Genomic DNA, 26416 nt, shown 5'->3' on the forward strand with positions numbered 1-26416 from the left:
TGTCAATTTTTACAATACATTTGTACTATCCGTGGGTAGCGATCGCACTCCTGCAAGTGCCTTAACAAAAGTTCATACAGTGTCGATTACTTTTGTCCGACTACTTATAATCTTTACAATATTTGGTCAAATATTGGCCGAGAATTAGTCTTCGGTAGTTGGGATACCTTTCTCTATTTACAATTTTAATTATTCTAAGTTTATCTTGTAAATTTGATGCTCTGTCGCGAGATAAAGCTTCTTGCTTGCTTTGATCCTCTCCTTGACAATCTGCTGCTCCGACAGAAATAACTTCATCTGCTACTGCCAGCTTTTCATTTATTTCTTGAGTTTCTAATTTATCTAGCCCTCCTGATTCTCCTGCATATACAATTTTATTGTCTTTTCCTGATTCCCAGTAACCACTTGTGACAAAGTTTACATCAAATATAACTGTGTTTCCATTCTTATCATTCCCTTGAATAAGCTTGGATTGCCACTTTTTATTATCTTTGAGTGGCTGGCGATAAATCAACTCAAAAAGGGCATAATTTTCCAGTCTTAAATCTTTCAATTTTGCATTTTCCAAGCCATTTTTAATGGCTTCAATAGGATTAAATATCGGGCTATTGCGAGTAAGGCCAATAATTATTATCCTTCGTGGATATTTTGTAGATATATTCTTCTGAGGGCACTTCTCAAACTGTTTAAGTCTATCAAAATTTTCCGATAATTCTTGGTATTGAGGATTAATCGATCTTGAAAGTTGTTTTGTAAGCGAACGTCTTATCTGTCCTGCATTATCTTCATCGTTCCTCGACCCATCGCAACCTTCTGCCCCAACAAAAACGATCTTATTTGCCTTTTCCAACATATTCTGTATAGCTGGATCGCTCTGAAATTGTTTCGATAATTTCGCAGAACTTAACTTAGTGCTAGTGTCATTCGGGCTAACAGCCATAATAAAATCAGCAGTATTGCCCTTGCTATCCTTACCACTAAACTCGACTGGATTTTCGGGGGAACGTGGTGGAGGACAAGCAGTTAATGTCAAACTTACTGTAGCAGCTGTTACTAATTTCTTAAACACAGTTAATCGTTTCATATTTTACTGGTACAAAACATGACTTTGATTATAACCAACGACGATGGTATCGACGCCCCAGGTATCCGCGCATTGCAAAAAGCTGTCAACGGTAACGCCATAATTGTCGCACCGAAAGCCCCTTTATCGGGTTGCGGTCATCAAGTTACTACTACTAGCGCTATTCACGTACATCGTCGATCGCAAACCGAATATGCTGTTGGTGGTACTCCGGCTGATTGCACGCGACTAGCACTTACACATCTTTGTCAAAATGTCAAATGGGTACTTTCGGGCATCAATGCTGGTGGCAATATGGGTGTTGATGTTTATATTTCCGGTACTGTGGCTGCTGTGCGCGAAGCAGCTATGCACGGAATTCCCGGAATTGCTGTTTCTCACTATCGCAAACGCAACTTAAATGTTGATTGGGATACTGCTGCTAGATGGACGGCGAAAGTATTAGATGATTTGTTCAAAAAACCGATCGCACCCGGTAGTTTCTGGAATGTTAATTTACCCCATCTTTTACCGGGAGAACCAGATCCAGAAGTGGTATTTTGCCAACCTTGTAGGCAACCTTTACCTGTGAATTACCGCATTGAAGGTGATGAATATTACTATCACGGCGAGTATGCAAAGCGTCAGCGAACTCCCGGCAGCGATGTGGATGTCTGCTTTTCTGGTAAAATCGCGGTAACTCAGCTAAGGGTGTAAAATAACTAAAGTAACAGTACTAACAACCTGTGGAACCAACCGAAGAACAATACCTAATTCTGAACGCCCTAGAAACTTTAGATTTACTAGGCTATACATTCTATGATATAGAAACTGGAACTTGGTACATTGAAACACCAAGTCCTGTATTGCCGATCTCGCGGCTACTGCAAAATGGCGAAATTATACCCATCGAACCGGAGTCATAACTATGACAGAATCTATTCAAGTGCAGAAACAAAAGTATGAAAGATTCAAAGAACTGTTCGCGGTAGGACGCCAACGCTATTTAGATGCAGGGGGAGATCCTAGCCGTCCGTCAGGTAGTTTGCACGGTAATGATTACTTAACAGATGAAGAACGAACAGAATTAATTACTTTAGGACGAGAGCTTGGCGGAGTAAAAATAATTGATGGTTCTGTTCATGTAGCAGGACGTTCTTGGAAATTACCAGAAAATTCTCCTTTATTGAAAAATCAAAGTACATCTGAAGTAAGATCGGATAGTTAACTGTTGGCAATGAGGAAAAATGCGAATATTAATCATGGGTGGCACCCGGTTTATCGGAGTTTATCTGACTAAAATTTTAGTAGAACAAGGTCACGAAGTTGTATTATTCAATCGGGGTAAGAAGCCAGCGCCAGTTGAAGGTATCCAACAAATTCATGGCGATCGTACTGACGCTTCCCAAATAAAGGAAAAGCTAGCTTCGGAAAACTTTGATGCCATCTTTGATAACAACGGTCGCGAATTAAGCGATACTCAACCTTTGGCGGAGATTTTTAAAGGTCGGGTAAAACATTTTGTTTATATGAGTTCGGCGGGAGTTTATCTCAAAACAGACCAATTACCGCACATTGAAGGGGATGCGATCGATCCGAAAAGTCGTCACAAAGGTAAGCACGAAACAGAGGCGTATTTAATCGAACAAGGATTGCCTTTTACTTCGATTCGTCCAACCTATATTTACGGCCCGCAGAATTATAATGATGTGGAAGCGTGGTTTTTCGATCGCATCGTGCGCGATCGACCCATCCCCGTACCGGGTAACGGATTACACATCACCCAACTCGGTCACTGCAAAGACTTGGCGAACGCGATGGCGGCGGTGTTGGGGAATGAGAAAGCGATCGCACAGATATATAATATTTCGGGAGAACGCTTCGTTACTTTCGATGGACTTGCACGCGCCTGTGCAATAGCGGCGGGTAAATCACCGGATGAGTTGCAGATAGTGCATTACGACCCGAAAAAGTTTGATTTCGGCAAACGTAAAGGTTTTCCATTGCGCGTGCAGCACTTCTTCGCATCAGTTAATAAAGCGATGACCGAATTGAATTGGAAACCGGAATATGACTTAGTTTCTGGTTTGAAAGATTCATTTCAAAATGATTTTCTCGCGTCTGGAAGAGATAAAGCTGAAGCTGATTTTTCTGTAGATGATGAGATTTTGAAAGCAGTGCAAAGTTAATTGTTAGGGTAAGGTGGGCAATGCTTACCTTACTCTTAATGAGAGGATAAATATGGCTTATTTTTTAGTTTGGATGGTGCAACAAGGGTAAAAAGAAACCCGGTTTCTTCAAGAAACCGGGTTTCTAGTTGTCAATTAAGCATTTTCCTTGGTAAGAGTTGGCGGCAACAAATAGATAGCACCGGAAATTAAAGTGAAAGCAACAGAAATCCAGAAAGCAATGAGAGAAGGAATTTGCCAAACTGCTGGTAAAGGTGCAATTAACAACGAAATGGCGATGATTTGACTTACTGTTTTCAATTTACCCCAGATGTTTGCACCGGAAATAGAAGTTTGATTGACGCGCCAACCTGCGATCGCCAACTCCCGCGCTAAAATCAGAAAAACGCCCCATGCAGGCACTTGTCCCAACTCAACTAAAGCCAATAATGGGCCAAGGACTAGGAATTTATCGACTAAAGGATCGAGAAACTTGCCTAAATCGCTGATTTGGTTGAGTTTACGCGCCAAATAGCCATCTAACCAATCGGTACTTGCTGCTACGATAAAAATTGCCAAACATATCCACCGACTTAACTCTGTGGGGTTGTGCAATCCGTAAAGGAGAAACGGCAATCCCAGCAGGCGCGAGAAAGTGATCCAGTTTGGAATAGTCATATCAATTGAGTGGAGTGCGATCGGCTATCAGTTTTTATCTTAAATTATCCAGCTGCCTACTTACGGCTAAACCTGCGTGTCACCATACAAGATTTGATTTTTTAGGTATGTTGTTGCACTAAGCGTTCTCGACAGCGCCACAGCTTACGTAAGTTTCGATACTGTTGGGTAACACCCATCATCCCGAAAAGATTGGTGGTAAAATTTCCGCTTTCGTGGGTTTGTGCTTGTAATTGTCGATCGCCCATGTCAAACTCGCTCCAAAAATGCTATTCTAGAATAATTAAAAAAACTTAATAACAAAACTATGGTAAATCGTTGGGCTGATAAGCAACTGAAAAATTGCGAAGCAGCACTCCTTTCATTAGAAGCGGGGTTGACCCAATTTAACCAGGCGACGACAGGATTAATAGATTCCCTCGCTGCTGGAACTTCTTTATCTTATTTGCAACAAACTTATTCGCTTAATTGGCACAAAATCTGGCAGGAAATCGCACAAGAAAACCTTTGGGGCCCACAATCCTATCAGCTCGGTGAATGGCTGTCTCAACAAGAAAAAGATATAGAGAAACGCTTGCTACAACTGGAATTGTTAATTTCCGAATACCGCCTGCATATTCATCACTCGGTTCAAAAAGCTACCGATTTTTGGCTGGGATACGACGAAGGCAAAGTTCGCTGTCGCACTCCTTATGCTCAAGAACCATTTATTATCGGTTATCCCACACCCTATCAAAAAGGAGAATTGCTCGGTTGGCGTTATGCGATCGCCAAATATAAAGTTCAGAATTTGTTGGAATGTTGCAACACATCTAGTTGCGAACTTTTCACTTGGGGATGAATTAATTTGAGATTTAAGATTTTAGATGGCAAATTTTTGATTATTCCCTAAAAAAATTTTTATTTTCGCCACATTCACTGTTGTTATTCTCTGTGAGAATCGGTGGTTAAATTTCTACCGCAGATGTAGGCAGATTAACGCAGATAAGAAGGGGATTTTTTATGCAGCCGATGCTACCGGACATAATATAATTATATGATGTAGTTAAAGAATGCTAAGATTTCAGATTACAAATTGCCAAAATCTGCAATCTGAAATCTGAAATTTGCAATTACCCAGCTTACTTGAGGTGTGCAACGGTGACGCCTTCGCCGCCTTCAGATCGATCGGCTAAATCAAAACGCTCAACCTGCGGATGCTGCTTCAAGAATTCGTGAACTCCTTGTCGCAGCTTACCGGTGCCTTTGCCGTGAACGATCCACAGGACACCGTATTCTACTGCTTGGGCGATCGCTTTTTCTACCTCGCTTTCTGCATCTGCTACTCGCCAACCGCGAATATCGAGAGTATTCTTAGATGTGCGAATCGCAGGTTTGGGTTGTTGCGGAACAGTTGCTGTCTGTTTCTTTTGCGAATTACTTGTCTCGCCTGCAACGGGTTTTGATTTAACTGGCAATTCCGGTTTCTCACCATCAAGGGATTCGATATCTTCTAAAGAAACAGTCATTTTCATGATGCCAAACTTGACGGTCAACTGACCTGCTTCGTTAGGAGAACTCAGCACTTCCGCAGTTTGACCTAACCTGGGAATGCGAATGCGATCGCCTTCTTTTGGCATAAAGCCTGGTTTGGGTTTTGGCGGTGGCGGTGGTGGCAAATGACGTTGGGCAATTTGATTGACACTTTCCCTTGCTATATTCACATCTTGTGCGGTCATCGGCCCTTGTTGCAAGCGGCGAATTACTTGGGCGATTTCACCTTTTGCTTGTGCGATCGCTTTTAGCACTTCCTGTTCTTGCTGTTGTCGCAACTGTTGTTCTCTTTCTTGCAAAGCAGCTGCTTTTTTGGAGACTTCCTGATAGAAACGCTCTGCTTGTTTGAGTAGTTGCGCTGCTTCTTCTGCTTTAGTTTCTTGACGGCGGCGTTGCGCTTCCAATCCCGCAATTACTTCGTTTACCTCTTCCGTTGCTCCCCCTACATAAGTTTGTGCTTTTTCAACTACCTCTGCGTTGAGTCCCAAACGGCGAGCAATTGTCAAAGCGTTAGAACGACCGGGAATTCCCCATAATAAACGATATGTAGGCGAAAGGCTGACATCATCGAATTCTACCGAAGCATTTTCAAAACGCGAGTCTTGATATTTCAGCGCTTTGAGTTCGCCAAAGTGAGTTGTCGCCATCGTCAGTTGTGCGTTGTCGGCGAGATATTGTAAAAGTGCGATCGCCAATGCACTTCCCTCCGCTGGGTCAGTACCCGCTCCCACTTCATCTAGCAATACTAGCGAATTGCTCGTTGATAATTGCTCATTGGCAATTGCAGATTCATTTTCTTCTCCATTCTCCAAAGCCTCTAAAATCCTGCTAATGCGGCGGATGTGACCGGAAAAGGTAGATAAACTTTGCTCTAACGATTGTTCATCGCCAATATCTGCCAAAACTTGCTCAAACCAGGGCATTTCGACTGGTTCCCGTGCGGCTACGAACAAACCCACCTTCGCCATCAGCGCCGCCAAACCCAAAGTTTTTAAGGTAACGGTTTTGCCGCCAGTGTTAGGGCCTGTAATCGTTACTACTCGAATTTGCGGCTGAATCAGTAAATCCACGGGCACAACTGCTGCACCTTGTTCGTGCTGATGTTGCCAAACTAACAGAGGATGGCGCAACTGCCGCAGGGTAATGCTTTCTCTTGTGGGGTGGGCATCTTGCCCGCCTCCAACCATTTGAATGAATCTGGGCGGATTAGCTTGCAACCAATAACTGTAACGCGCCCTAGCTGTTGCCAGATCTAAAGTAGTTGCGATCGCCAACAACCTCTCCAAATCCGGTTTAACTGCTGCCACCTGTTCTGTCAAAGCTCTGCGAATCGCTTCTTCCTCAGCTTGCTCTTGACGAATGAGTTGCCGCATCTGATTTCCCAACGACACAATCGCGTTTGGTTCCACGTACAGGGTAACGCCGCTCATCGATGTGTCGTGAACTATACCTGGGATAGCATCTTTGCTAGTTGCTTTCACGGGGATAACGAAGCGATCGCCCCGCTGGGTAATCACCTGTTCCTGCACCGCGCCGGATTGCCGCTGTAAAATGCCTTGCAATATCTGATAGATGCGATCGCGCTGTTGCCGCATTTGCTGGCGAATGCCGGCGAGTTTGGGACTAGCTCTGTCTGCCACTTCGCCGCGATCGTCGATGCAGTGGTGAATTTCCTGCTCTAGCTCCGGATAAGTCCGCAAATCTGCCACTAACTCCGTCAGAACGGGCAAATCTTCTTGGTTATCGATAACTCGACGCAGTTGTCTTGTCCCCGCCAGAGTTGTCGCAATGTTGAGCAACTCTTCCCCAGACAAGATACCTTGGAGTTCGGCTCGTTCGAGCGCATCTCCTATATCATAAATTCCGTCAAAAGTCCAGCCTGTTGTCAGGCGAGTTTCCAATTTGTAAACTTCTTGAGTTTGCGCCAACAGAGTCAGACTCTCGTCTTGAGTTTGGGGAATTTGCAGACGACGAGAAGCAATAGCTCCCAGCTTGGTGGCAGCAAAAGTGGACAGGTGTTGGCACAGACGTGGCCATTCCAGTAGTTCTAGGGTTTCGGCTTGAATCAAAGCTTATTTGTGGAAATTAAATATAAATAAGAGTTCCAATTCTCAGGATAAAGCAGGAACACCCGTTTCGGGTTATTCCAAAGGTGGGGTAAGAGCAAATCCGCTGGGATTATCCCCGTTATTTTTGCGGAGAGTGGGGGAGCGGGAGAGCGGGGGAGCGGGAGAACGGGGGACTTGGACAACTCAGATCTTGCACCATTATCAACAAGCCTGGAAAAACCGGGTTTCTTGACGAAAAATCTAGGCTTTCAAAAAGCTATTTGCAAGAAACCCGGTTTTTAGCCAAGGTGCAAGATGTGAGTAGACATACGGCATCAGCAAATATTCTCACTGACATATCGTACCGATCGACGCCGTACACCTACGCAGAAACGCGCAAATAAACCCGGTTTCTATCAAAAAATGTGCATTTGGCAATTACAAATCTACGCAGAAACGCGCAAACAAACTTGGTTTCTATCAAATATTCTGCGCTTGGCAATTAAAAGTCTATGCAGCAACAAGGTTTCTGGCTTTTCGCGATCTCGCAGTTATGACGATCGCAATTTCCACAGTTAGCGGTCTTTACAACAACCTGATTAAATTCGGCTTTATTTAAAGCTTTGGGAAAGATTTCAGAATAAATCAAGGGTATATTCTATAATTTCGAGCAGTTTACAAATTTTTTTGCTTTCATAAGGCTTCTTTCTACATTTTACTTAAGGAAAATAGCGACGATCGAATCTTGCGATCGCGCTCCCAAGCCAAAATGTAAAGTTTTGCAACAAGAAACTAGCTAGCGCATAATATCGGAACTTTCATCCCGATAGATATATAGAGCCAAAAAGTATCAGGTATGGGAGGGTGCAATGTCTGACTTGGATATCGGAGTTTTGAATAGCGATCGAAATTATTCCGGTTTGGTCGATAGCACCGATCCGTTTGACTTGTATAAGTTCAGCTTGAACTCTCCGGGAAAAGTCGGTGTTTCCCTGACCGGATTAACTGGAAATGCCGACCTAGAGGTACTTGACACAGGGGGAAGAGTATTATATAATTCTGCGAACGGCGATTGGAGTGATGAAGCGATCGCGATCGACAACTTAGCCGCCGGAAATTACACAATTCGAGTCAACCAAGTTAGCGGCGAAGCGAATTACAACCTGAATGTCAAAGTTGAGAATATTCAAGTTGACCCTCTGACTGGATTGAATATCGAATCGGGATATTTTACAGTCGGAGAAACCGGACAAGTTGGAGTAGATTTTATTAATGATGGCGGTTGGTATAAAGGGGAATTAGCCATCTTCAGTTTAGACGGAATGGATCGATTTGTTCCCGGTTCCGTAGAGTTTATTAAAGAAGCAGCAAATCGATCGCTAAGTAATTCAAACTTAGGTTATGTAGTAATTTCCGACCCCAACGAAGCGGCAAAGTTTAATGTTGGTTTGGCAAATGCCGATAACGATGGAGAATACAAAGGCGTCAAAACCTTTGCGATGAAACCGGGAGATAAATTTGGCGTGATGTTAGTGCCAAATGGCAAAGTGCAGGAAGTATTTAATCAACCGAATATTGGTGGTAGCAAACGTCCGTTATTCTCTTTAGTGACAGCGAATCCCAATGAAGCTTTTCATATCGGACAAGTTGCCGATATTAATGGAACGGGAAGTGCATTTGCGATCGAGGATCAGCGCGTTGATACCGGAACAGATAAAGATTATAACGATGTCGTTTTCAAGTTAACTGGTGCGACGGGAAAAGCAGTTAATTTGGATGAGGTGATTAATCCAGAAAAAGATTGGCGGAATTCTAAGTTGGGTAAAGATTTGATCGATTATGTGAAAAAAGAAGAGTTAGCGATCGATCCAAAACCACCAGTTGATACCACACCTATCGATCCAAAACCACCAGTTGATACCACACCTATCGATCCAAAACCACCAGTTGATACCACACCTATCGATCCAAAACCGCCTGTTGATACCACACCTATCGATCCAAAACCACCAGTTGATACCACACCTGTAGATCCAAAACCACCAGTTGATACCACACCTGTAGATCCAAAACCGCCTGTTGATACCACACCTGTAGATCCAAAACCGCCTGTTGATACCACACCTGTAGATCCAAAACCGCCTGTTGATACCACACCTGTAGATCCGACACCACCGATCGATCCAACACCAGTCGATCCGACACCACCGATCGATCCAATCCCAGTCGATCCAACACCACCGATCGATCCAATCCCAGTCGATCCAACACCAGTCGATCCAACACCAATATACAATGCTGGTAATACACTCGCTACAGCGCGTGATTTGGGAACATTGCGCGTTAATGCTAGTGAAATAGGCTACAGCTTAGGTGTTAGGGACTTTGTTAATAATGTTGATGAATACGACTATTACCGCTTTAATTTCGAGGATACTAACAATTTAAATGTGCGTTTGGATGACTTGAGTGGAGATGCTAAGGTTGAATTAATTCAAGACTTAAATAATAACAATCAAGTCGATGAAGGCGAAGTTTTAGAAATTTCTGATGGTGGTACAGCATCACAGTTAATTAACCGCACTCCTTTAGACAAGGGGATTTACTACGTGCGAGTTTCTCCGGGTGACGCGGGTGAGACTAATTACTGTCTCAGTTTGACGGCGAGTTCACCAGAATTATCGATCGCACCAAATCAACCTTTAATTGGTATCATCGATACTGGGTTTAGTGGGAATAATGCCGATCTTGATTATCGTCGATTTAAGTTGGGAAGCGATCGCATTTCCAACGACAACAACCCCTTACTCTCTCCCGGTGAAGGAAACGAACACGGGACTCACATTTTAGGGTTAATTGCTGCTACCCAAGGTAATGGAATTGGGATTGATGGAATTAATGAAAAAGCACCAATTTGGTTGGGACGTGCGGTAGGTAGTGGGAATTGGGCTTCTTCGCTGATCGAATTTGTGGATGCGGCGAAACAGTCGGGACAGAAAAATGCGGTTGTGAATCTCAGTTTAGATTTAACGCAAATTAACCCAGATGGTAGCGTTACTACAAGATATGAGTTAACGCCAAAAGAACGGGAAGCGATCGAATTTGCGCGGCAAAATCATGTCCTAATAGTTACTGCTGCTGGTAATGATGGCGGCGTGATGTCCGTTTTGGGACAAGCATCCCAGGAGTTTGACAATATTATTACAGTTGGCGCATCGAATGAGTTCGATCGAGCCAACTATTCCAGTTATGGTGCGGGTTTGGATATTTTAACTGAAGGCGGTAACACGGATAATCCCGTGCTGTCTACAGTAAAAGATGGCGTAGGTATGATGGCGGGGACTTCCGTTGCAGCAGCGAGGGCGACGGGTGTAGCATCTTTAATATGGGCAGCAAATCCCAATCTTAGCTACAGACAAGTAATTGATATTCTCGAATTGACGGCGGTGGATGTGAAAACGCCGGGGTGGGATGCAGAAACGGGCGCTGGGTTATTAAATGCAGTAAGTGCGATCGAATTAGCGAAGAAAACAACACCGCAAACTTACACGCCTTTTCCTTGGGTAGCGCCATTAACATGGAGTGGAGAGGGTTTAGTTACCCCTGTTGATCGCGCTGCGAGTGGAGGTAATACCCTAGCTACGGCGGCGGTGCAACCAGATCCTAACTTCTCTGATAGCGATACAGTTGATGTCAATAATCGCGAAAAATATTATGAAGTTACTATTGAGCAACCGGGTTATTTACGCTACACAATTACCCGCAGCAATGGTACAGAATGGTTGCCAAATGTAGAGCGGTTGAGGACAGATGGAAAGCCAACATCGCGTCAATTTTCCTCTTCCTACTCCAAATTATACAACGTAGGGGCAGGCTCACCGAACGGAGGCGGATATGTAGGGGGTGCATACATCGCCCCAGTTTCCAACACTGAGGAGATGTTTGTCGATCCTGGTACATACTATTTCAAAATCGATTTAGAGGATTCCCAAAACAACTTTTTAGATACTTTTGGAGATGAACCTATTGTTTATCATACTAATCTCCAAAACTATAACCTAACATCTGAATTTATTCCCGATCGACCTTCTAGTTTCTCTGGGGCTGCACAATTTAAAACTCCGTCGGGAGTAACTGTAGCTGAACTAAATACTTCAGATCAACTTAACTACAATCCAACTAATTCTACTCAACCAGGGGTAAATTATTGGCTAGATGTAAACGAACCAGGGAATTTAAGCCTTAAAATAAGCTCGTCTATTGCCGATCGGATTCAACTACAAGTTAAGAAGCTGGTAGGACTTGAAGGCGAAAATGGTGCTGGGGAAATATTAGTAGATACTGGGTTTGTTGCGCTCGATCTATCTCAGCCAATAGAGTTAAAAAATCTGAACAAAGGGCGCTATATTTTGGAAGTTCTGCCGCGTCCTTCTTGGGATAATATTAATCGGCAATGGATTCAGCAGCCATACACACAACCTTTCACAATTAATGGTGTTTTCTCTCGACAAGCACCAAATCCAGGTGAAGGACAAGTTCCAAGTTATGCTGGAGGATTTTCTAAGACTATTACGAGTAATGGGGTAGATACTCATTACTATGCTAATGGTTACTTGAGCGTGCAGCCGAGTGGTTATGCAACTTGGTATACTTATGGTGCGGGTGTTCCTTTACCGACAATTCCAGGGGCAACAGTGCCCGGTGCATCAGTTCCACCATTTTCTACATTAGGATTGGGAACTGCTACGCCAGTGGCAACTGTACCGCCAGATTATGCGGGAAATAGCTTTAATCAAGCACGCAATATCGGCGTACTTAATAGCACTCAAACTTTTCAAGATTTCTTGGGTGATGCCGATCCATCTGACTATTACCGCTTTGAATTAAATAATGATAGCAACCTGAATTGGCGCGTAGATGGATTAAATCCAGGGGTAGATTTTCAACTGTATAATAATGATTTTAAATTGCAGTGGAGTACGAATACTCCCGCGCCGAATTTTAGCTCGGATATGGCTGGTACATATCCAGGTACTCCAGGCACTTACTACATCCGATTGAAACCTTTTGCTTCTGGTGGTTCTAACTATAACTTTAGTTTGTCTGCTATTCCCAGAAACACAGCACCGGAAAATTTGCAGTTTAACTTAACGAGTAATAGCTACAGCGTAGGAGAAACTGTTGATCTAAATGGCAAAGTTTTCGATCGCAATGGTGCTAATGACATTTCTAGAGTAGATTTATCGCTGAAACAGAATGGTAATGAATGGCAATTTTTAAGAAGTAATCAAAGTTTGAACAGGGATGGTCAATGGGCAAATTTCTCTTTGAGCCTGGACGATTTAGCAACTGGTAACTATGAGTTGCAGGCTATTGCTTATGACCAGTCTGGTGCTGCAAGTAACACTGTTACTGGTGCGTTCCAGGTAACAGCACCTTTTGATAATAATGCTACTCAATGGTTCTCCAATGGCAAGACGCTGAGTGGCGATATGCTGGCTGAATATAATCGGCTTGTATCTCAGGGTAATTATTTGGGTAATCCCAGCTTTGTCGATTCGACCGATCGCAATACTTACTTTGGTACTCCCGTTCGGCGATCTTTCTTCCAGCAACCAGGTCAAACAAGGGGTTATTACTCTATCTATCAGAGCAAATACGGTACTTTCTCCTTGGGAGGAGCAATCGCTGACTACTACACAAATACTTACTTTAACAGTCCTAACGATCTGAATGGACTGTTTGCAGTTGATTCTGGTTTAGGCGTACCGACTTCATCTGTTATCAGACAGGCTGATGGGACTGAAGTGGCTTATTTTGAAGGAGGAATGCTGACAAATCGGTATGGAGTTGTCACGCCAACTTACTACCAAAAAGATCGGTTTGATTTGGTAGGTCAAGGTGCGCCTAACGGTACGGAGTTGCAGTGGAAAAATGATTATGGATACTGGAATCCGTCAAGTGTAGGACAACCAACTGATTCAGTTCGTCGCATTAATAATGGATGGATTCAGGAGTTTAAAACTAATCCTTCGGGCGATATAGACAATATTTTCTTGCTCAAAGATGGTCAGTCAGTTCTGGGAGGTAAAGATACAAACAACATTCCTAATGGTGGCCCATACCGAGTTCAGGGAGGTTTCTTGAATGCTTACCGCTCAGTAGGTGGTTATGAGCGACAAAATGGTGGTTTAGGCTTCCCAACGATGTCACAGTTGCGATCGGATTTCAATGGCTATGAACTTTATCAAGCCTTTGAGAATGGCTTTATTGCGAAGACTTACGACGATCACACTATTATCCGAAATTGGCAAGGGCAAGATATTCAGCCTGAAATTTCAGCTAACCATTGGAAGGCCGAATATTTCAATAACCGCGATTTATCAGGCAATTCTGTATTATTGGAAGATTGGGGAGAAAGTAATAGTTTCAGGCGCGAGTGGGGAGATGGCGCTCCCGCAGGTGTTCCCTCAGATAATTTCTCTGTTCGTCTAACTACTCAGCGTTATTTTGCCCCGGGTAATTACCAAATTAATACCAACTCCGATGATGGAGTGCGAGTCCGAATCGGCAATCAAACTGCTATCGATAAATGGGTTGAACAAGAGTTTAAAAATCAACACGAAGGTTATTTTCGCTCGGAGGGTGGGGAATATCCAGTAACAGTTGAATATTTTGAGAGTGGTGGCAATGCAGCATTGCAACTCAATATTTATTTTGCAGAAACTGTTGGTGGTTCGCAGTGGCGATCTACTTTCTACCGTTGGGATCAAAACCAAGGCAATATGCCGCCTGGGAATTTCTATGAAAATTCCAATAACATTATTGGTGTTCTCAATCTTGGTGAGAATCGACGCAGCGATGGAAAGTATGGCATAAATCAAAATTGGGGTGCTGGTTCTCCCAAGGGTGATTCGCGAATTCCTAACGATTACTTTGCCGTTCGCAGCTATACTCAAGCTAAATTTGAGGCTGGCAAAACTTATGTGGCACGAGTAAGAGCAGATGATGGTTTCCAACTAAGTGCCAAGCGTGCGAATACGGAGGAATGGGTTGACATTACACCTAAAGATCAATGGCAGCAGGCTTACGGCGCATACAAGGAGATTCAGTTTCAAGTTCCCCAAAGTGGCTGGTATGATTTTCACTTCCACCATTTTGAAGAACGGGGTGATGCTTACATCGATCTCTCTTGGGAAGAGGTAACAGGTGGGTCACCTAATGGCGGTGGCAATCCGGGTAGTTATCCTGGCAATGGTGGCAACTCAAATTACTTAAGTGAACTTAATTCTTGGTCAAACGATCAATGGAATTGGGCAGCCGGAGACAATACTCGAATTACTGGCAAATATTGGTCTGTGGAAACAGATGAAACAAATTACTCCAGTCAGCAAGCCATCTTGCAAATATACAATGAATTGTCTAAACAACTTCTGGGTGCAGAATACAAATCTTCTGCTGGTTATGTTCAAGACCCCAGTTACTATAATGACCCCGCAGCAGGTGGTCAGTACGGATATCATGACGGCATAGATATTGATACTCCGAACTGGACTCCAACTAATGTCAAAGCTTTAGTCGGTGGAACAGTTAGTATAGTCCAGAATCAAGTAGGTAATTATTTCCTCCAAGTTGCAGGTGATGATGGTCGCTTCTATCGATACGGACACCTCAGTAGTGTAAATATAAGTTCTGGTAGGGTCAATGCGGGTGATGTGATTGGTCAAGTAGGTATGTCAAGTGCCTCAAACCACCTGCATTTCCAGGTAAATAGAAGTAAATCTCAACCCACAGGTTACAATCGCTGGAACCAAGCAGATGTTTATGGATGGACTCTCAATCCTCTAAAGGTATTTTGGGAACTCAGAAATAATGGAATTAATAACACTGGAAGCGGAAGTTCTAGCGGCGGGTCAAGTGGTAGCAATCTGGGTAGTTTCCCTGGCAATAATGGAAACAACAGTGATATAGATATCCAACTCGACTTCTACGGGGAATTCAGTCAAATACAAAAAGAGGTTATTGAGCAAGCCGCAAAAAACTGGGAGAATATCATCACGCAAGATAAAGTTGTGACTGGTGTCTTAAGAATTGCGGTTACTCAAAGCACAAAGAAAATAAGTGGTCAAAATTGGAATGCTTGGGCAGAATCATATCTGGATTATGAAAAAAATAACCGAATAGATTGGACGGCTAGCAATGGTAATGACTTTGAAGGTCAGAATCGGATTAACTTTAACAGCAACAGACTCAACGAGCCATTATCAAATAACTGGCTATTGAGATTGACTATGCACGAACTTGGTCACACATTAGGTCTTGATGAGGCCAATCCGGGATATGATACAAGCCTGGGAATGGACAGTTTAATGAATTTAAGCTCACCAAATCAAGGTGGTTTAAATGAAAAAATAACTGAGGGGATGTATCGAAAATTGGAATATCTTGGTTATCAAGTTAATCGCAATACCGGAATTAACTGGCTGCGCTGATTTATCTGTTCTTTGGTGGGAATGAGTTGATCTCGCTTTCTCTGTGTCTGTAGCTAACGCCATTACTAATCCTTTCCAATCGAGCGTCGCACTTTCGGAACAAGAGTGCGATCGCCCTTTTCGCTATGTCAGTGCTGGTAGGGATGAGAGTGCGATCGTACTTTTTCGGATGTCAGTGCTGATGGGGATGAGAGTGCGATCGTACTTTTTCGGATGTCAGTGCTGATGGGGATGAGAGTGCGATCGTACTTTTTCGGATGTGAGTGCGATCGTACTTTTTCGGATGTGAGTGCGATCGTACTTTTTCGGATGTCAGTGCTGGTGGGGATGTGAGTGCGATCGCTTCTTTTTTCTATGGAATATTAAAAAGCGATCGCTCAGATCATAGCTATAATTGAGCTAACACAAGCTACACTACCCATGCCGGAATCCTTACAAACTTCACGACTCCAGCAAGCGATCGATACCGTAGAATCCCTATCGCTTGAGGAACAAAACCTAGTCGTTGAAATCTTGCTCAAACGACTACAGAGAAAACGCCGAGAACAACTACTTCAAGAAATAGGAGAAATTCGTCAAGAAGCCTCTCAAGGCGTAATTAAATTTGGTTCTGTAGACGATTTCCTCAAGGAGTTAGATACTGGAGAAAAATTGCTTGGACTCCCAAATCTTTGCGAGCATACAAACGCCTAATCCGGCAAAATCCGCAGTTGCGAAGCGCGATAGAAGAAACCCTTCGACAACTTGCAACCGATCCCTTTCATCCTACTCTCAAAACTCACAAACTATCTGGTGAGTTTGATGGGATTTGGTCAGCTTCAATTGATTACAGTTATCGCATTTTGTTTGAGTTCACTGTCACAACTGACTCCGAAGAAGCAATTTTACTGCTCAACCTTGGTAGCCATGATGATGTCTATTAAGGAAAAGTCTATACCTGAAAATCATTTAAAAGGATCGTTTTTGTGGAATTAGATAGTGCGATGGATGTAGGTGCGTTCGCGTAGCGTGCCGTAGGCAATCGCCCTTTTTCGGATGTCAGTGCTGGTGGGGATAAGAGTGCGATCGCGCAGCGTGCGACGAGAGCGCAATCGTACTTTTTGGGATGCAAGTGCTGGTGGGGATGGGGGTGCGATCGCTTCTTTTTTCTATGGAATATTAAAAAGCGATCGCCTTCCAAAATAAAGTGCGATCGCGCAGCTGACGAACCGCATATTGCTACTCATTTATCATCAAATCTTCCCTTCTTTAATTACTTCTGTACAGCCGCAGCCCGTTTATCCTCCGCTCTACGTTGCCATTTTTGAGCAATTTTCTCTGATTCTTCACTAAACTCTTTTATTTTTTGTTCAACTTCTTTAGCAAAATTAAGGACTTCATCTAATTCAGCTAATTGTTGTTCATTCAACGATGGCTTTGTCATTGCAAATTCTCCAACCGATTTTTTAGATTATTAACTAACATTTTAGTTTCTAATACTCTACCCAGTTCACCTGCCAAATCTTCCCCAGCTTCCTGAATTTCCTCCTCTGTATTTGTCTCGGTTGCCGAAAGGTTTTCTACTATACTGCGAATTCTTCTTCTTTGTGTCTCAACAAATAGCATAGCACTGCTAAAAGAAACAAAAAACTGAATTAATCTAGCATTTTCGGGAAAGCGATCGAGGATAGTTCTAGTTAAGGTAAGTCCTGTGGTAGCCTCCTGCTCAATTTGATTAAGTTCTTGATTTAATTGCTCGACAAGAGCAGTGATTTCTGGTGGAATAGGCATTTTGTAATTATATTGTAGCAGAGAATGAATAGCGCGATAGAAGGCGTGAGGTTACAATCGGGCTACTTAGATTATAAAGTGGGAGCGTGCCAAAATGAATTAGAGAGTGCGATCGCGACAGCGATGCTCCCGCATTATCGCTGCTTTTTTCTATGAAATATTAAAAAGCGATCGTCTTTGACCAAAATCAACCATTCACTCAACTTTTCACACCACTACTCACTTCTATGTTGGAGATGTCTAATAGGACTTACGCACGCTCTTGCTTTGCGTAAGTCCCGTCTAAACATCTCTAATTTGACTTTTGCGATCGATTCTCAGCTAATTCTTGCTAGCAGCAGCAACAGGTACTGGTTCGTAAAGATACTCAAAACCATTACCATCGAGATCGCGACCGTAGAAAGAGGCGGTGCCATCGCGATGTTCGTGAATACGGGTGACTTGAACTCCTTGGGCTTTCAGCTGTTCGTAGGCAGTTTCCATTTCCTCACGCTCGCTGAAAACAAAGCCAAAATGCGGCCCTGCTTGATCGTAACCCGGACTCAACAGCGCCAAACCATCTTGTCCAGCTTTGAGATAAGCCCAGTCTGCATCTTTCCAGACTAACTCCATGCCCAAGTTTTTGTAGAACTCAGCTGCTTTGTCAATATCATGCACGCAAATAGCGACGTGCCCCAGTCGTTTCAGCTTCATAGGTTAAAAATCTTAACGTTTCTCCCTACATATGATTGTATGGCAGCTACTTTAGAGTTAGTTTTGCCTGTTTCTCATACCGAAGACAGACGATCGCTCTATGCTGTTTAACCCAGTCAACCTACCTTACTGGATTTTCCTGGGAATGGGAGTCTCGTTGTTCCTGTTAGTCATTTTTTCCGGTGGGGGAGACGACGATCTCGATTTAGACGCCGATGCGGATGTCGATGTTGATGCAGATGCGGGTAGTTTGCACTTCGACACAGACGCTGATGGCAACGGTGACTTTAACGCTTTGCAAATACTCGGATGGTTGGGTTTTGGTAAAGCACCGCTAATCTTGTTGCTGGCTACTGATTTTAGTCTTTTAGGACTGATTGGCTGGATGCTCAACGTGGCAATAGGCAACATCTGGGGTATTGCACCCAAAGGTTTTTTGGCAGGAATTGTAGCGCTTTTGGCGCTGGTAATCAGTTTGTTTGTAGGTAGTGCGATCGCTCGACCGCTCGGTAAAATTTTCGCATCTTTTGGGGAAGATGCCAGCAGCGATCGCATTATTGGTTGCATTGGTACGGTTAGTTCCGCCAGTATTCCTGTGGAAAACCAAGGCAAAATCGGTCAGGTAGATGCGATCGATTCAGCTCGCAATCTTGTCACCATCAGTGCCGCATTACCGGAATGGGCAAAAATTATACCTTGCCGAGGTCAAAAAGTATTGGTGATCGATCGGCTGCCTCAATATTATCTCGTCATCGTCAACGAGAGTTCCGATCTAGACCATTGGTTAGAAACTTCAACAAAAAACAACCGAAAAGTTAAGTAGGGTCGGCACCGCCCACCTCGTCTCACGAAAATCAAAACTTTGCAATAGGTTTAAATCGCCATGCTCTTTTGGCTAACTTTCATTCAATCTTTACCCATCGCTACCGTTGCTGAAACTGCACCGACACAGCCGCAAACAAACGTAAATTCGCAAGATTCGAGGTCTGCGTTAATGGCGCAAACACTTCATCCTGCACCCATTCAGCCAACACTAGCACAAGCGGATGTATTAGGTGGAGGAGTTACTTTCTTCGCCGGACTTGTTGCTGCTTTGGTTGTATTGCTGCTGGTAAGCATTTGGGCTTATACGCGGGTTTATGTAATTACCCCCACTAACGAAGCTTTTGTTAGAACTGGCGGCGTTTTTATGAAGAAGAAAACCGTGTTCCTCAACGGCGGTTGTATTGTTCTGCCAGGATTTCACGAACTCACCCGCGTACCCCTGAGAGAAATTTCCATTGATGTTGAGCGCACTGGTAAACTTGCCGTTCGTACCAAAGATTATTTGAGAGCGGACATGAGAGTTACCTTTTATGTCTGTATTACTGCATCGGAAGAAGATGTGCTAACTGCTGCCGCTCGACTTTCCCAACAAGGGAAGATTACGCCAGAGAACATCAAAAATGCTTTGGAAAAACGGGCAGACGATGCCATTCGTGCCGCAGCGAAAACTAAGGATTTGGCAGAAATCGATTCCGATAAGTTAGGGTTTGCCCAAGAAGTTTTAAACTTAGTCGAACCGGATTTGAAACGAGTGGGTTTAACCCTGAATAACATCGCCATTTCGGAAATTGAAGAAGGAGATACCTACGATACCAACAATTTCTTCGACGCTCAAGGTGTGCGCCTGCGAACGGAAACTATCCAAAAATCGATTCAGCAAAAACGAGAAGTTGAACTGACAACCCAAGTTTCGATCGAACAAAAAGAACTGGATGCCCAAAAGCGCTCTCTGCAAATTGCCCAAGAGAAAGAAGCTGCCAAACTGGAACAGCAATTGCAAGTAGAAGCATTGAAGGCTCAAAAAGAGCGGGAAATTGAAGAAGCAAAAGCGCGAGAAGCTGCCACAGTGCAACGCACCAAAATTTTACAAACTAAATCCGTAGAAGAGGAAGAAATTGGCAAAAAATTAGCCATTCAACAAAGCCAGATCGATGCAGATATCGCTTTGGAAGAACGCAACAAACAACTGAAAGTAGCCCAAACATTGCAAAAATGCGAATCAGAATTAGCTGAAATTGCGCGGCTGCAAAATGTAGAAGCTGCCAAACTGCAAGCGCAAGTGCAAGTAGCCGAATCGGAAAGACAAGCAAAATTAGCCCAAGAAGATGTCGCCATTGCAGTTGCTAACAAAAAACGAGACAGTTTCGTTGCGGAAGCACAAAAAGCCAAAGCAGAATCAGCCGTTACAACAGCCAGCGCGGTTGAAAAAGCGGAACGGGATAAGCAACTTTCGATTATCGCAGCTGAGAGGGAAGCGCAAGAACGTCGCATTTCCGATCAAAACGTCGTCGAAATCGATGTTTTCCGACGCAGAAGGCAAGCAGAAATCGCTCAACAAGCGGCAGAGTTGGAAGCAGAAGCTATTCGCACTTTGGCACAAGCTAACCGCGATAAAGCTTTGGCAGAAGCGGAAGGTATTGAAGCGAAGATATCTGCCGAAAATACGATCAGCAATGCCAATCTAAGTGCCAAGATTATTACCGCTATTTGGCCGGAATTGTCAGAGAAACTGCCAGAAATTGTGCAAGCTTTGGCACCGCAGCCGGGTGTTTTGGGCGATACCCGCATTTACTCTTTCCCAGGCGCAAACGGTCACAATGGTAATGGTGCAGGTGATGTGAATAAACTGTTACTTTCAACAAGTGGTTTGGCGCTGATTAACACATTGTTGGAAGATGGAAAGTTAGGAGAAGTAATTGGACAAATCAGTCATTTGGTGCGTAATGATGGCAGTAAACCGTCTGTTTCTTTAGATGGTGAAATGTCAGCAGATGTGAAATTATCGCCGAAAGAGCAACCGACAGTAGCAAAGCGGCAAATTTCTGATTCATCACCTCGAAAAACGACAGCAATGCCAACTTCTCCCGCACAACCTACGGTTATTGGCAAAGATGATAACGGAGGTTTGACATCCTAAATGTAGCTTTTTTATGAAGTGCGATCGCACTTTTTAAAGCCGCTTTCAGATGATTACGTCCAACCCGGTTTCTCGAAGAAAAGACTAGAAACCCGGTTTCTTGAAGAAACCGGGTTTCTATTTTGTATTCAACTAAAACCGTTATAATTAGTAATATCGGGTATGGTAGCATCGGTAGTGTAAGAATGATGTTGAGGATTGTCTGTGCTGAATCGTTGGTTAAATTTTCACCACAGATGAAAACAGATAACCACAGATGAACACAGATGGAAGCCAAAATTTTTCCGCTCCCGATGCAACCGGACATAATGTAAATTGCCTAGTGCGTTACGTTCCCTTACTCGATCGCCAATTGAACGTGTAATGCTCAAAGCCTGTTGATGGTAATTAATCGCTTTTTCATATTGTCCTAAGTGGTTGTAGACAATGCCTAGATGCTCTTAATTTTACCACGTTTTTACCCTTTTCTCAGCTTACTGCAAATTAAGCGATCGCACAACCTGTCGATCGCTAAAGCGAACTCGCAATCCCACTTCCTTCACATATAAATTTATGTATGACATCAGCGCCGAAATCAAGACAAGAACGCCCACCATTTCAAACAATTCTTCCACGGTACTGACGATCGCATAAACGAAATTTTCTTGCCCGTACAAATTTGAATAGTATGCACCCACCATTTCTACGCCGAGTGTACCAGTAATGAAGATGCTACCAGCCAGAAAAAACAAACGCCGTGTAGTTCTCGGTAAAGCGGTAAGAAATTGCATAAACATCAGCAGGCAAATAATTACAAAAATTCCACCGGGAATCACCCATGCAAAGTACAAGAAACCGCTGGTATGGAATAGCGATCGCATTGGGTTAATTAGTTCTTCGTGGAGACTTACTAACTCGTCGAGCGATAAAAACACAAAAATAATTGACAGCGCTCTCCAGTGGCGAGAGTAGCGGTTTTCTGCTACTTTTTTAGCATGGGCAATAATCGCGAGAAGAATTGCACAAAATAATAGTGTAGCTGTGGAGTATACTGCCGGAATGTTGGCTTCGCCATCAACATTAAATAATCGTACTAATGCTTCTCTTGAGGGGTAGTAAGGCAGATCGTACAGTGTGAACTGTATAATAATACTTACCAAAGTGAGCGCAACAACAATCAAACTCAAAAATTTGACTGTTTTACTCACAGAGAGATAAATCTCAATATTAGTGGACGCCAGATCTGAGATAATTAAAGTATCTGAGTCTTGGTTTGGTGGGGTAATATCGCTATTTAGCGAAGTTAGATTTTGATTGCTGTTTTTTTTCAGTGGCATTTATTTTTCAGTTATGTAAAATTTAAACGTGCAAAACTTCCGCCTAGACGCCGTAGGCAACTTCAAATTAAAATCGATGTAAGCTAGGCCGGATGAACTTAATTAACAAGCGATTAATTCTATATTAAAATAAGGTTAATCTAAAGTTGCCATCTGCCGTAAGGATGAAAGTTGGCTTTTTCTGCTCGAACCTTTGAATAGCAAAATTGGTAAATCTTTAGTTAAAGAGGAGTCAGATGATCGTAGAAGATTCTGCTGTAACAGAAGCGTGGTCAGCATTAGAAAACTCAATTATCTACTATCAAGGACGACCGGTGGGGACGATCGCAGCTCGCGATCCGGATGTAGAAGCGCTCAATTACGACCAATGCTTTATCCGCGATTTCGTTTCCAGTGCGCTGGTTTTTCTGCTCAAAGGTAGATCGGAAATAGTCCGCAATTTTCTTGAAGAAACCTTAAAGCTACAGCCAAAAGAAAGGCAATTGCTTTCTTCTAAACCCGGTCGAGGTTTAATGCCAGCTAGCTTCAAGGTTGAATCGGTACATGGAAAGGAACGTCTGAAAGCAGATTTTGGCGAACACGCGATCGCTAGAGTTGCACCGGTTGATTCTTGTCTTTGGTGGATGATACTATTGCGAGCTTATGTTAATTGCACAAAAGATACCGATCTAGTCTATCGACCGGATTTCCAAGAGGGTATCAGGCTGATTGTGGAACTGTGCTTAGTCGCTCGCTTTGATATGTACCCAACCCTTTTGGTTCCTGATGGCGCGAGTATGATCGATCGCCGCATGGGTCTTTACGGACATCCTTTAGATATCCAATCTTTATTTTATGCTGCCTTGCGTGCAGGTGGCGAACTTCTTTTCCCCGATCGAGATAATCAATACCTGATTAAAGCAATTCGCAGTCGCCTTCCAGCTTTGACCGACCATATTCGCGAACATTATTGGCTAGACAATCACCGTTTGAATGTGATTTATCGCTTCCGAGTTGAAGAGTATGGAGAAGAAGCTCTCAATAAATTCAATATATATTCAGATTCAATTCCATTTTATAGACTCATAGATTGGCTACCAGAAGAAGGCGGTTATTTAGCGGGCAATCTTGGGGCATCGCAAATCGATTGCCGCTTCTTTTCTTTAGGAAATTTAATGGCGATCGTTTCTGCTTTGACCGATCGGCAGCAGTCGTTAGGCATTTTACATCTGATTGAAACCCGATGGAAAAACCTAGTTGGAGATATGCCGATGAAACTTTGTTTTCCGGCTTTGGAAGACATAGAATGGAAAATACTGACCGGTTGCGATCCTAAAAATAGACCTTGGTCTTATCATAATGGTGGCAGTTGGCCTGTTTTGCTTTGGATGTTGACAGCAGCATCTCTGAAAATGGGTAGACCGGAACTGGCAGATAAAGCAATTAAAATTGCCGAAAAGCGTTTGAGCAAAGATGAGTGGCCAGAATACTATGATGGTAAAAATGGCAGACTGATTGGCAAAGAAGCGAGGAGATATCAAACTTGGACGATCGCCGGTTACTTATTAGCAAAAGAGCTAATGGAAAACCCCGCTCGTTTAAAATTAGTTTGTTTTGATGAATACCCTGAAATTGAATAATTCTAAGATTGCGCGTAAGCTTTGAGAGCGTATTCTTTAAATCGTTCTAAATCTGCTTGGATAGTCGATTCAACAACACGCCCCAAAAAGAGATTATCCATCAATTTGCCCAGCCAACCGGGAATAGCATAAGCTACCGATAGCTTGACAATACTGCTACTGTGGCGATCGTAAAAGCGAATTGCGCCTCGATTGGGCAAACCGCTCACCGATTCCCATTGAATAATTTGATTTGGGATTATTTTGAGAATGCGGGAAAGCCATGTGAATTCAAAACCGCCCGTCGCGAGTTTCCAACGGGATAATTCGGGATTATCTTCCAGAACTTTGACAGATTCAATCCACTTCATCCAGCGGGGCATCTGTTCGAGATCTGACCAAAGATTCCAGACGAATTCAATGGGAACCTGGACTTCTACTTGTACGCTATGTTCTAGCCAATCGGACATTTTCAGGATGGGGAATGGAGGATGGGGAATGGGGAATTTCAAATTTCAGATTTGAGATTTCAAATTTAATTAAAATCTCAAATCTGAATCTGAAATCTAAGATTTAGAATCTAAAATTGCTTTGGCTGCTTGACGCCCGGAAAGGGTAGCTCCTTCCATACTATCGATGTAGTCTTGTTGAGTGTAACTACCTGCAAGGAAGAAGTTAGCAATGGGGGTTTTTTGCGGCGGACGATAGGGGTCCATACCGGGTGCTTCGCGGTAGAGAGACTGGGCGAGTTTGACTACGCTGTACCAAGTCATGTTTAAGTCTCGCGCCGAGGGGAAGAGATCGCAAACTTGTTTGAGGACGTGCTGTGCGATCGCTTCATTGCTTTCCTTGATAAACGGATCTCCCGGTGTCAGCACCAACTGCAACAGCGAACCTTGTCCTTCCCGATAATAATCCGATGGGCTAGTTAAAGCCAAGTCAGCAAAACAGGAAAAGTCAGCATCCGGCGTATATAACAGATTATCAATTCCCGCCGCACGCTCCAACTGTTTCCGCGCCTCCGCATCGTGGAGTTCTGTCACCCAGCCATCAAACCGCAATTGTACCGTCGCCACCGGCACGGCATCTAACTTATATATATTGTCGAACTCCTTCCACTTGCGCCACTCTTGGGGGAGAAGACGCTGAATTCCCGGCACATCGCAAGCGCAGATATAGGCATCGGCGACGATCGTTTCTTCCGCTTCGCCGTTGGCAACAATCAAACCGTTAACGCGGGTTGCTTCTTTTTCCCCGGCAAACAGAATTTGTCGCACTCGACGACGGGTATGGATTTTCGTCCCTCGCGCTTCCAGATAGCGCACGATCGGTTTGTGCAGGTATTCATCGGGAGAACCTTCCAGCATTCGCAACACCGATGCTTCCGTTTTGGCAGCAAAAAACTGGAAAATGGTGAGCATACAGCGAGCGGAAATATTTTCGCAATCAATAAAGCCGAGTGCGTAAGCGATCGGATTCCACATTCGCTTGATGCTGCCTTCCGAACCGCCGTGACTGCGGAACCAATCGGCAAAGCTAATTCGATCGAGAGCGCGGATCGTTTTCATCGCGCCATCGAAGTCAACCAAGCCGCGTACTAGAGGACTGGTGCCAAGTGCGATCGCATTCTGAATTTTGTCTGGCACCGATAGTTGCGACGTGGTGAAAAATGCCTTTAAACCGTTGAAAGGCGCACCGGTGAAAAAGCGAAAATCCAACGCACCCGTTATCCCTCCCCTGTTAACGAAGCTGTGGGTATGTTCTTTCAGGCGCAGATTTTCGATCGCACCCACCTTCTTCATCAACTCGAATAACTGGTAGTAGCAACCAAAAAAGACGTGCAAACCCATCTCCACATGATTGCCATCGGCATCTACCCAGCTACCGACTTTACCTCCCACAAAGGGACGAGATTCAAATATTTCGACTTCGCAACCGGCATCGACCAGATCGACAGCCGCCGCCATTCCAGCCAATCCCGCTCCGACGATTGCAACTCGCATCCAGTCTTTCCCACTCTATTCCTGTCTTGTGATTATCTTATTTCACTAGACCTTTAGACAACTAGGAAAGCGGGAGTGGGGGAGCGGGGGAG

24 protein-coding genes and 1 pseudogene are annotated in these 26416 nt (G+C 43.7%); 14 read left to right on the forward strand and 11 right to left on the reverse strand.

Annotation, left to right across the window (positions count from 1 at the left end; genetic code table 11):
* Positions 1–100: 100 nt before the first annotated feature.
* Positions 101–1084, reverse strand: a complete 984-nt coding sequence (locus tag H6G03_RS29940) for a hypothetical protein (RefSeq protein ID WP_190473084.1) — start codon at positions 1082–1084, stop codon at positions 101–103.
* An 18-nt stretch (positions 1085–1102) separates the two neighbouring features.
* On the opposite strand from H6G03_RS29940, the gene surE reads away from it, so the two are divergent.
* The 4 genes from surE to H6G03_RS29960 are packed head-to-tail and all read left to right on the forward strand — an operon-like array spanning position 1103 to position 3252.
* Positions 1103–1780: a 5'/3'-nucleotidase SurE gene (surE, locus tag H6G03_RS29945; protein WP_190473087.1), complete on the forward strand. Its 678-nt coding sequence runs from the start codon at positions 1103–1105 to the stop codon at positions 1778–1780.
* Between the two features lie 29 nt (positions 1781–1809).
* Positions 1810–1989, forward strand: coding sequence for a hypothetical protein (locus H6G03_RS29950; RefSeq protein WP_190473090.1), 180 nt, complete (start codon positions 1810–1812; stop codon positions 1987–1989).
* Between the two features lie 2 nt (positions 1990–1991).
* Complete coding sequence (locus H6G03_RS29955) at positions 1992–2291, forward strand: hypothetical protein (protein ID WP_190473093.1); 300 nt, start codon at positions 1992–1994, stop codon at positions 2289–2291.
* 19 nt (positions 2292–2310) lie between these two features.
* On the forward strand, positions 2311–3252 hold the full coding sequence (locus H6G03_RS29960) for an NAD-dependent epimerase/dehydratase family protein (RefSeq protein WP_190473096.1): 942 nt from the start codon (positions 2311–2313) through the stop codon (positions 3250–3252).
* 135 nt (positions 3253–3387) lie between these two features.
* Here H6G03_RS29960 and pgsA read toward each other — a convergent pair whose 3' ends face one another.
* Together pgsA and H6G03_RS29970 are read right to left on the reverse strand one after the other, a co-directional pair.
* Positions 3388–3909 (reverse strand): CDP-diacylglycerol--glycerol-3-phosphate 3-phosphatidyltransferase, encoded by a 522-nt coding sequence (gene pgsA, locus H6G03_RS29965; protein ID WP_190473098.1) that lies wholly within the window; start codon positions 3907–3909, stop codon positions 3388–3390.
* A gap of 101 nt (positions 3910–4010) precedes the next feature.
* A complete protein-coding gene (locus tag H6G03_RS29970; protein WP_190473103.1) occupies positions 4011–4157 on the reverse strand; it encodes a hypothetical protein in 147 nt (48 codons plus the stop codon).
* A gap of 59 nt (positions 4158–4216) precedes the next feature.
* On the opposite strand from H6G03_RS29970, the gene H6G03_RS29975 reads away from it, so the two are divergent.
* Complete coding sequence (locus H6G03_RS29975) at positions 4217–4750, forward strand: hypothetical protein (RefSeq protein WP_190473106.1); 534 nt, start codon at positions 4217–4219, stop codon at positions 4748–4750.
* 280 nt (positions 4751–5030) lie between these two features.
* Here the strand turns inward: H6G03_RS29975 and H6G03_RS29980 are convergent, their stop codons facing one another.
* A complete protein-coding gene (locus H6G03_RS29980; protein ID WP_190473110.1) occupies positions 5031–7511 on the reverse strand; it encodes an endonuclease MutS2 in 2481 nt (826 codons plus the stop codon).
* 402 nt (positions 7512–7913) lie between these two features.
* Between H6G03_RS29980 and H6G03_RS29985 the strand changes: the two genes are divergently transcribed.
* The 6 genes from H6G03_RS29985 to H6G03_RS30010 all read left to right on the forward strand — a co-directional run bounded on the left by H6G03_RS29985 (position 7914) and on the right by H6G03_RS30010 (position 17167).
* Positions 7914–8069, forward strand: coding sequence for a hypothetical protein (locus H6G03_RS29985; protein WP_190473113.1), 156 nt, complete (start codon positions 7914–7916; stop codon positions 8067–8069).
* A gap of 290 nt (positions 8070–8359) precedes the next feature.
* On the forward strand, positions 8360–15982 hold the full coding sequence (locus H6G03_RS29990; RefSeq protein WP_190473115.1) for a S8 family serine peptidase: 7623 nt from the start codon (positions 8360–8362) through the stop codon (positions 15980–15982).
* 43 nt (positions 15983–16025) lie between these two features.
* A complete protein-coding gene (locus H6G03_RS29995) occupies positions 16026–16208 on the forward strand; it encodes a hypothetical protein (protein ID WP_190473118.1) in 183 nt (60 codons plus the stop codon).
* A 194-nt stretch (positions 16209–16402) separates the two neighbouring features.
* On the forward strand, positions 16403–16675 hold the full coding sequence (locus H6G03_RS30000; RefSeq protein WP_190473122.1) for a hypothetical protein: 273 nt from the start codon (positions 16403–16405) through the stop codon (positions 16673–16675).
* Positions 16633–16905 (forward strand): type II toxin-antitoxin system RelE/ParE family toxin, encoded by a 273-nt coding sequence (locus H6G03_RS30005; protein WP_456057595.1) that lies wholly within the window; start codon positions 16633–16635, stop codon positions 16903–16905. The genes H6G03_RS30000 and H6G03_RS30005 overlap by 43 nt, the downstream gene beginning before the upstream one ends.
* A gap of 112 nt (positions 16906–17017) precedes the next feature.
* Positions 17018–17167, forward strand: coding sequence for a hypothetical protein (locus H6G03_RS30010; RefSeq protein WP_190473125.1), 150 nt, complete (start codon positions 17018–17020; stop codon positions 17165–17167).
* Between the two features lie 67 nt (positions 17168–17234).
* Here the strand turns inward: H6G03_RS30010 and H6G03_RS30015 are convergent, their stop codons facing one another.
* The 3 genes from H6G03_RS30015 to H6G03_RS30025 all read right to left on the reverse strand — a co-directional run bounded on the left by H6G03_RS30015 (position 17235) and on the right by H6G03_RS30025 (position 18445).
* The gene (locus H6G03_RS30015) at positions 17235–17405 is read right to left on the reverse strand and encodes a hypothetical protein (protein WP_190473128.1); all 171 of its coding nucleotides are present in this window, start codon (positions 17403–17405) and stop codon (positions 17235–17237) included.
* Positions 17402–17752 (reverse strand): restriction endonuclease subunit S, encoded by a 351-nt coding sequence (locus H6G03_RS30020; protein ID WP_190473130.1) that lies wholly within the window; start codon positions 17750–17752, stop codon positions 17402–17404. The genes H6G03_RS30015 and H6G03_RS30020 overlap by 4 nt, the downstream gene beginning before the upstream one ends.
* A gap of 321 nt (positions 17753–18073) precedes the next feature.
* A complete protein-coding gene (locus H6G03_RS30025; protein WP_190473133.1) occupies positions 18074–18445 on the reverse strand; it encodes a VOC family protein in 372 nt (123 codons plus the stop codon).
* Between the two features lie 100 nt (positions 18446–18545).
* On the opposite strand from H6G03_RS30025, the gene H6G03_RS30030 reads away from it, so the two are divergent.
* Complete coding sequence (locus H6G03_RS30030) at positions 18546–19268, forward strand: OB-fold-containig protein (protein ID WP_190473136.1); 723 nt, start codon at positions 18546–18548, stop codon at positions 19266–19268.
* A 60-nt stretch (positions 19269–19328) separates the two neighbouring features.
* Positions 19329–21407, forward strand: a complete 2079-nt coding sequence (locus H6G03_RS30035) for a flotillin family protein (RefSeq protein WP_190473138.1) — start codon at positions 19329–19331, stop codon at positions 21405–21407.
* A gap of 371 nt (positions 21408–21778) precedes the next feature.
* Here H6G03_RS30035 and H6G03_RS39370 read toward each other — a convergent pair.
* Both H6G03_RS39370 and H6G03_RS30045 read right to left on the reverse strand, forming a co-directional pair.
* A pseudogene (locus H6G03_RS39370) lies at positions 21779–21835 on the reverse strand (hypothetical protein); the annotation flags it as partial.
* 45 nt (positions 21836–21880) lie between these two features.
* The gene (locus tag H6G03_RS30045; RefSeq protein WP_242060497.1) at positions 21881–22723 is read right to left on the reverse strand and encodes a hypothetical protein; all 843 of its coding nucleotides are present in this window, start codon (positions 22721–22723) and stop codon (positions 21881–21883) included.
* 236 nt (positions 22724–22959) lie between these two features.
* Here H6G03_RS30045 and H6G03_RS30050 point away from each other — a divergent pair, with 236 nt between their 5' ends.
* On the forward strand, positions 22960–24342 hold the full coding sequence (locus H6G03_RS30050; protein ID WP_190473142.1) for a glycoside hydrolase 100 family protein: 1383 nt from the start codon (positions 22960–22962) through the stop codon (positions 24340–24342).
* Between the two features lie 2 nt (positions 24343–24344).
* Here H6G03_RS30050 and H6G03_RS30055 read toward each other — a convergent pair whose 3' ends face one another.
* Together H6G03_RS30055 and zds are read right to left on the reverse strand one after the other, a co-directional pair.
* A complete protein-coding gene (locus H6G03_RS30055) occupies positions 24345–24791 on the reverse strand; it encodes an SRPBCC family protein (protein ID WP_190473145.1) in 447 nt (148 codons plus the stop codon).
* A 96-nt stretch (positions 24792–24887) separates the two neighbouring features.
* Positions 24888–26324 (reverse strand): 9,9'-di-cis-zeta-carotene desaturase, encoded by a 1437-nt coding sequence (gene zds, locus H6G03_RS30060; protein ID WP_190473149.1) that lies wholly within the window; start codon positions 26322–26324, stop codon positions 24888–24890.
* Between the last annotated feature and the right edge of the window lie 92 nt (positions 26325–26416).

Origin of the sequence: Aerosakkonema funiforme FACHB-1375 (assembly GCF_014696265.1) — a bacterium.
GTDB classification, from domain to species: domain Bacteria; phylum Cyanobacteriota; class Cyanobacteriia; order Cyanobacteriales; family Aerosakkonemataceae; genus Aerosakkonema; species Aerosakkonema funiforme_A.

Coding starts and splice junctions, on each gene's coding strand:
- H6G03_RS29940 (WP_190473084.1), bottom strand. CDS start 1,084: ATGAAACGATTAACTGTGTTTAAGAAATTAGTAACAGCTGCTACAGTA.
- surE (WP_190473087.1), top strand. CDS start 1,103: ATGACTTTGATTATAACCAACGACGATGGTATCGACGCCCCAGGTATC.
- H6G03_RS29955 (WP_190473093.1), top strand. CDS start 1,992: ATGACAGAATCTATTCAAGTGCAGAAACAAAAGTATGAAAGATTCAAA.
- H6G03_RS29960 (WP_190473096.1), top strand. CDS start 2,311: ATGCGAATATTAATCATGGGTGGCACCCGGTTTATCGGAGTTTATCTG.
- pgsA (WP_190473098.1), bottom strand. CDS start 3,909: ATGACTATTCCAAACTGGATCACTTTCTCGCGCCTGCTGGGATTGCCG.
- H6G03_RS29970 (WP_190473103.1), bottom strand. CDS start 4,157: ATGGGCGATCGACAATTACAAGCACAAACCCACGAAAGCGGAAATTTT.
- H6G03_RS29975 (WP_190473106.1), top strand. CDS start 4,217: ATGGTAAATCGTTGGGCTGATAAGCAACTGAAAAATTGCGAAGCAGCA.
- H6G03_RS29985 (WP_190473113.1), top strand. CDS start 7,914: ATGTGCATTTGGCAATTACAAATCTACGCAGAAACGCGCAAACAAACT.
- H6G03_RS29990 (WP_190473115.1), top strand. CDS start 8,360: ATGTCTGACTTGGATATCGGAGTTTTGAATAGCGATCGAAATTATTCC.
- H6G03_RS30000 (WP_190473122.1), top strand. CDS start 16,403: ATGCCGGAATCCTTACAAACTTCACGACTCCAGCAAGCGATCGATACC.
- H6G03_RS30010 (WP_190473125.1), top strand. CDS start 17,018: ATGTCAGTGCTGGTGGGGATAAGAGTGCGATCGCGCAGCGTGCGACGA.
- H6G03_RS30015 (WP_190473128.1), bottom strand. CDS start 17,405: ATGACAAAGCCATCGTTGAATGAACAACAATTAGCTGAATTAGATGAA.
- H6G03_RS30020 (WP_190473130.1), bottom strand. CDS start 17,752: ATGCCTATTCCACCAGAAATCACTGCTCTTGTCGAGCAATTAAATCAA.
- H6G03_RS30025 (WP_190473133.1), bottom strand. CDS start 18,445: ATGAAGCTGAAACGACTGGGGCACGTCGCTATTTGCGTGCATGATATT.
- H6G03_RS30030 (WP_190473136.1), top strand. CDS start 18,546: ATGCTGTTTAACCCAGTCAACCTACCTTACTGGATTTTCCTGGGAATG.
- H6G03_RS30035 (WP_190473138.1), top strand. CDS start 19,329: ATGCTCTTTTGGCTAACTTTCATTCAATCTTTACCCATCGCTACCGTT.
- H6G03_RS30045 (WP_242060497.1), bottom strand. CDS start 22,723: ATGCCACTGAAAAAAAACAGCAATCAAAATCTAACTTCGCTAAATAGC.
- H6G03_RS30050 (WP_190473142.1), top strand. CDS start 22,960: ATGATCGTAGAAGATTCTGCTGTAACAGAAGCGTGGTCAGCATTAGAA.
- H6G03_RS30055 (WP_190473145.1), bottom strand. CDS start 24,791: ATGTCCGATTGGCTAGAACATAGCGTACAAGTAGAAGTCCAGGTTCCC.
- zds (WP_190473149.1), bottom strand. CDS start 26,324: ATGCGAGTTGCAATCGTCGGAGCGGGATTGGCTGGAATGGCGGCGGCT.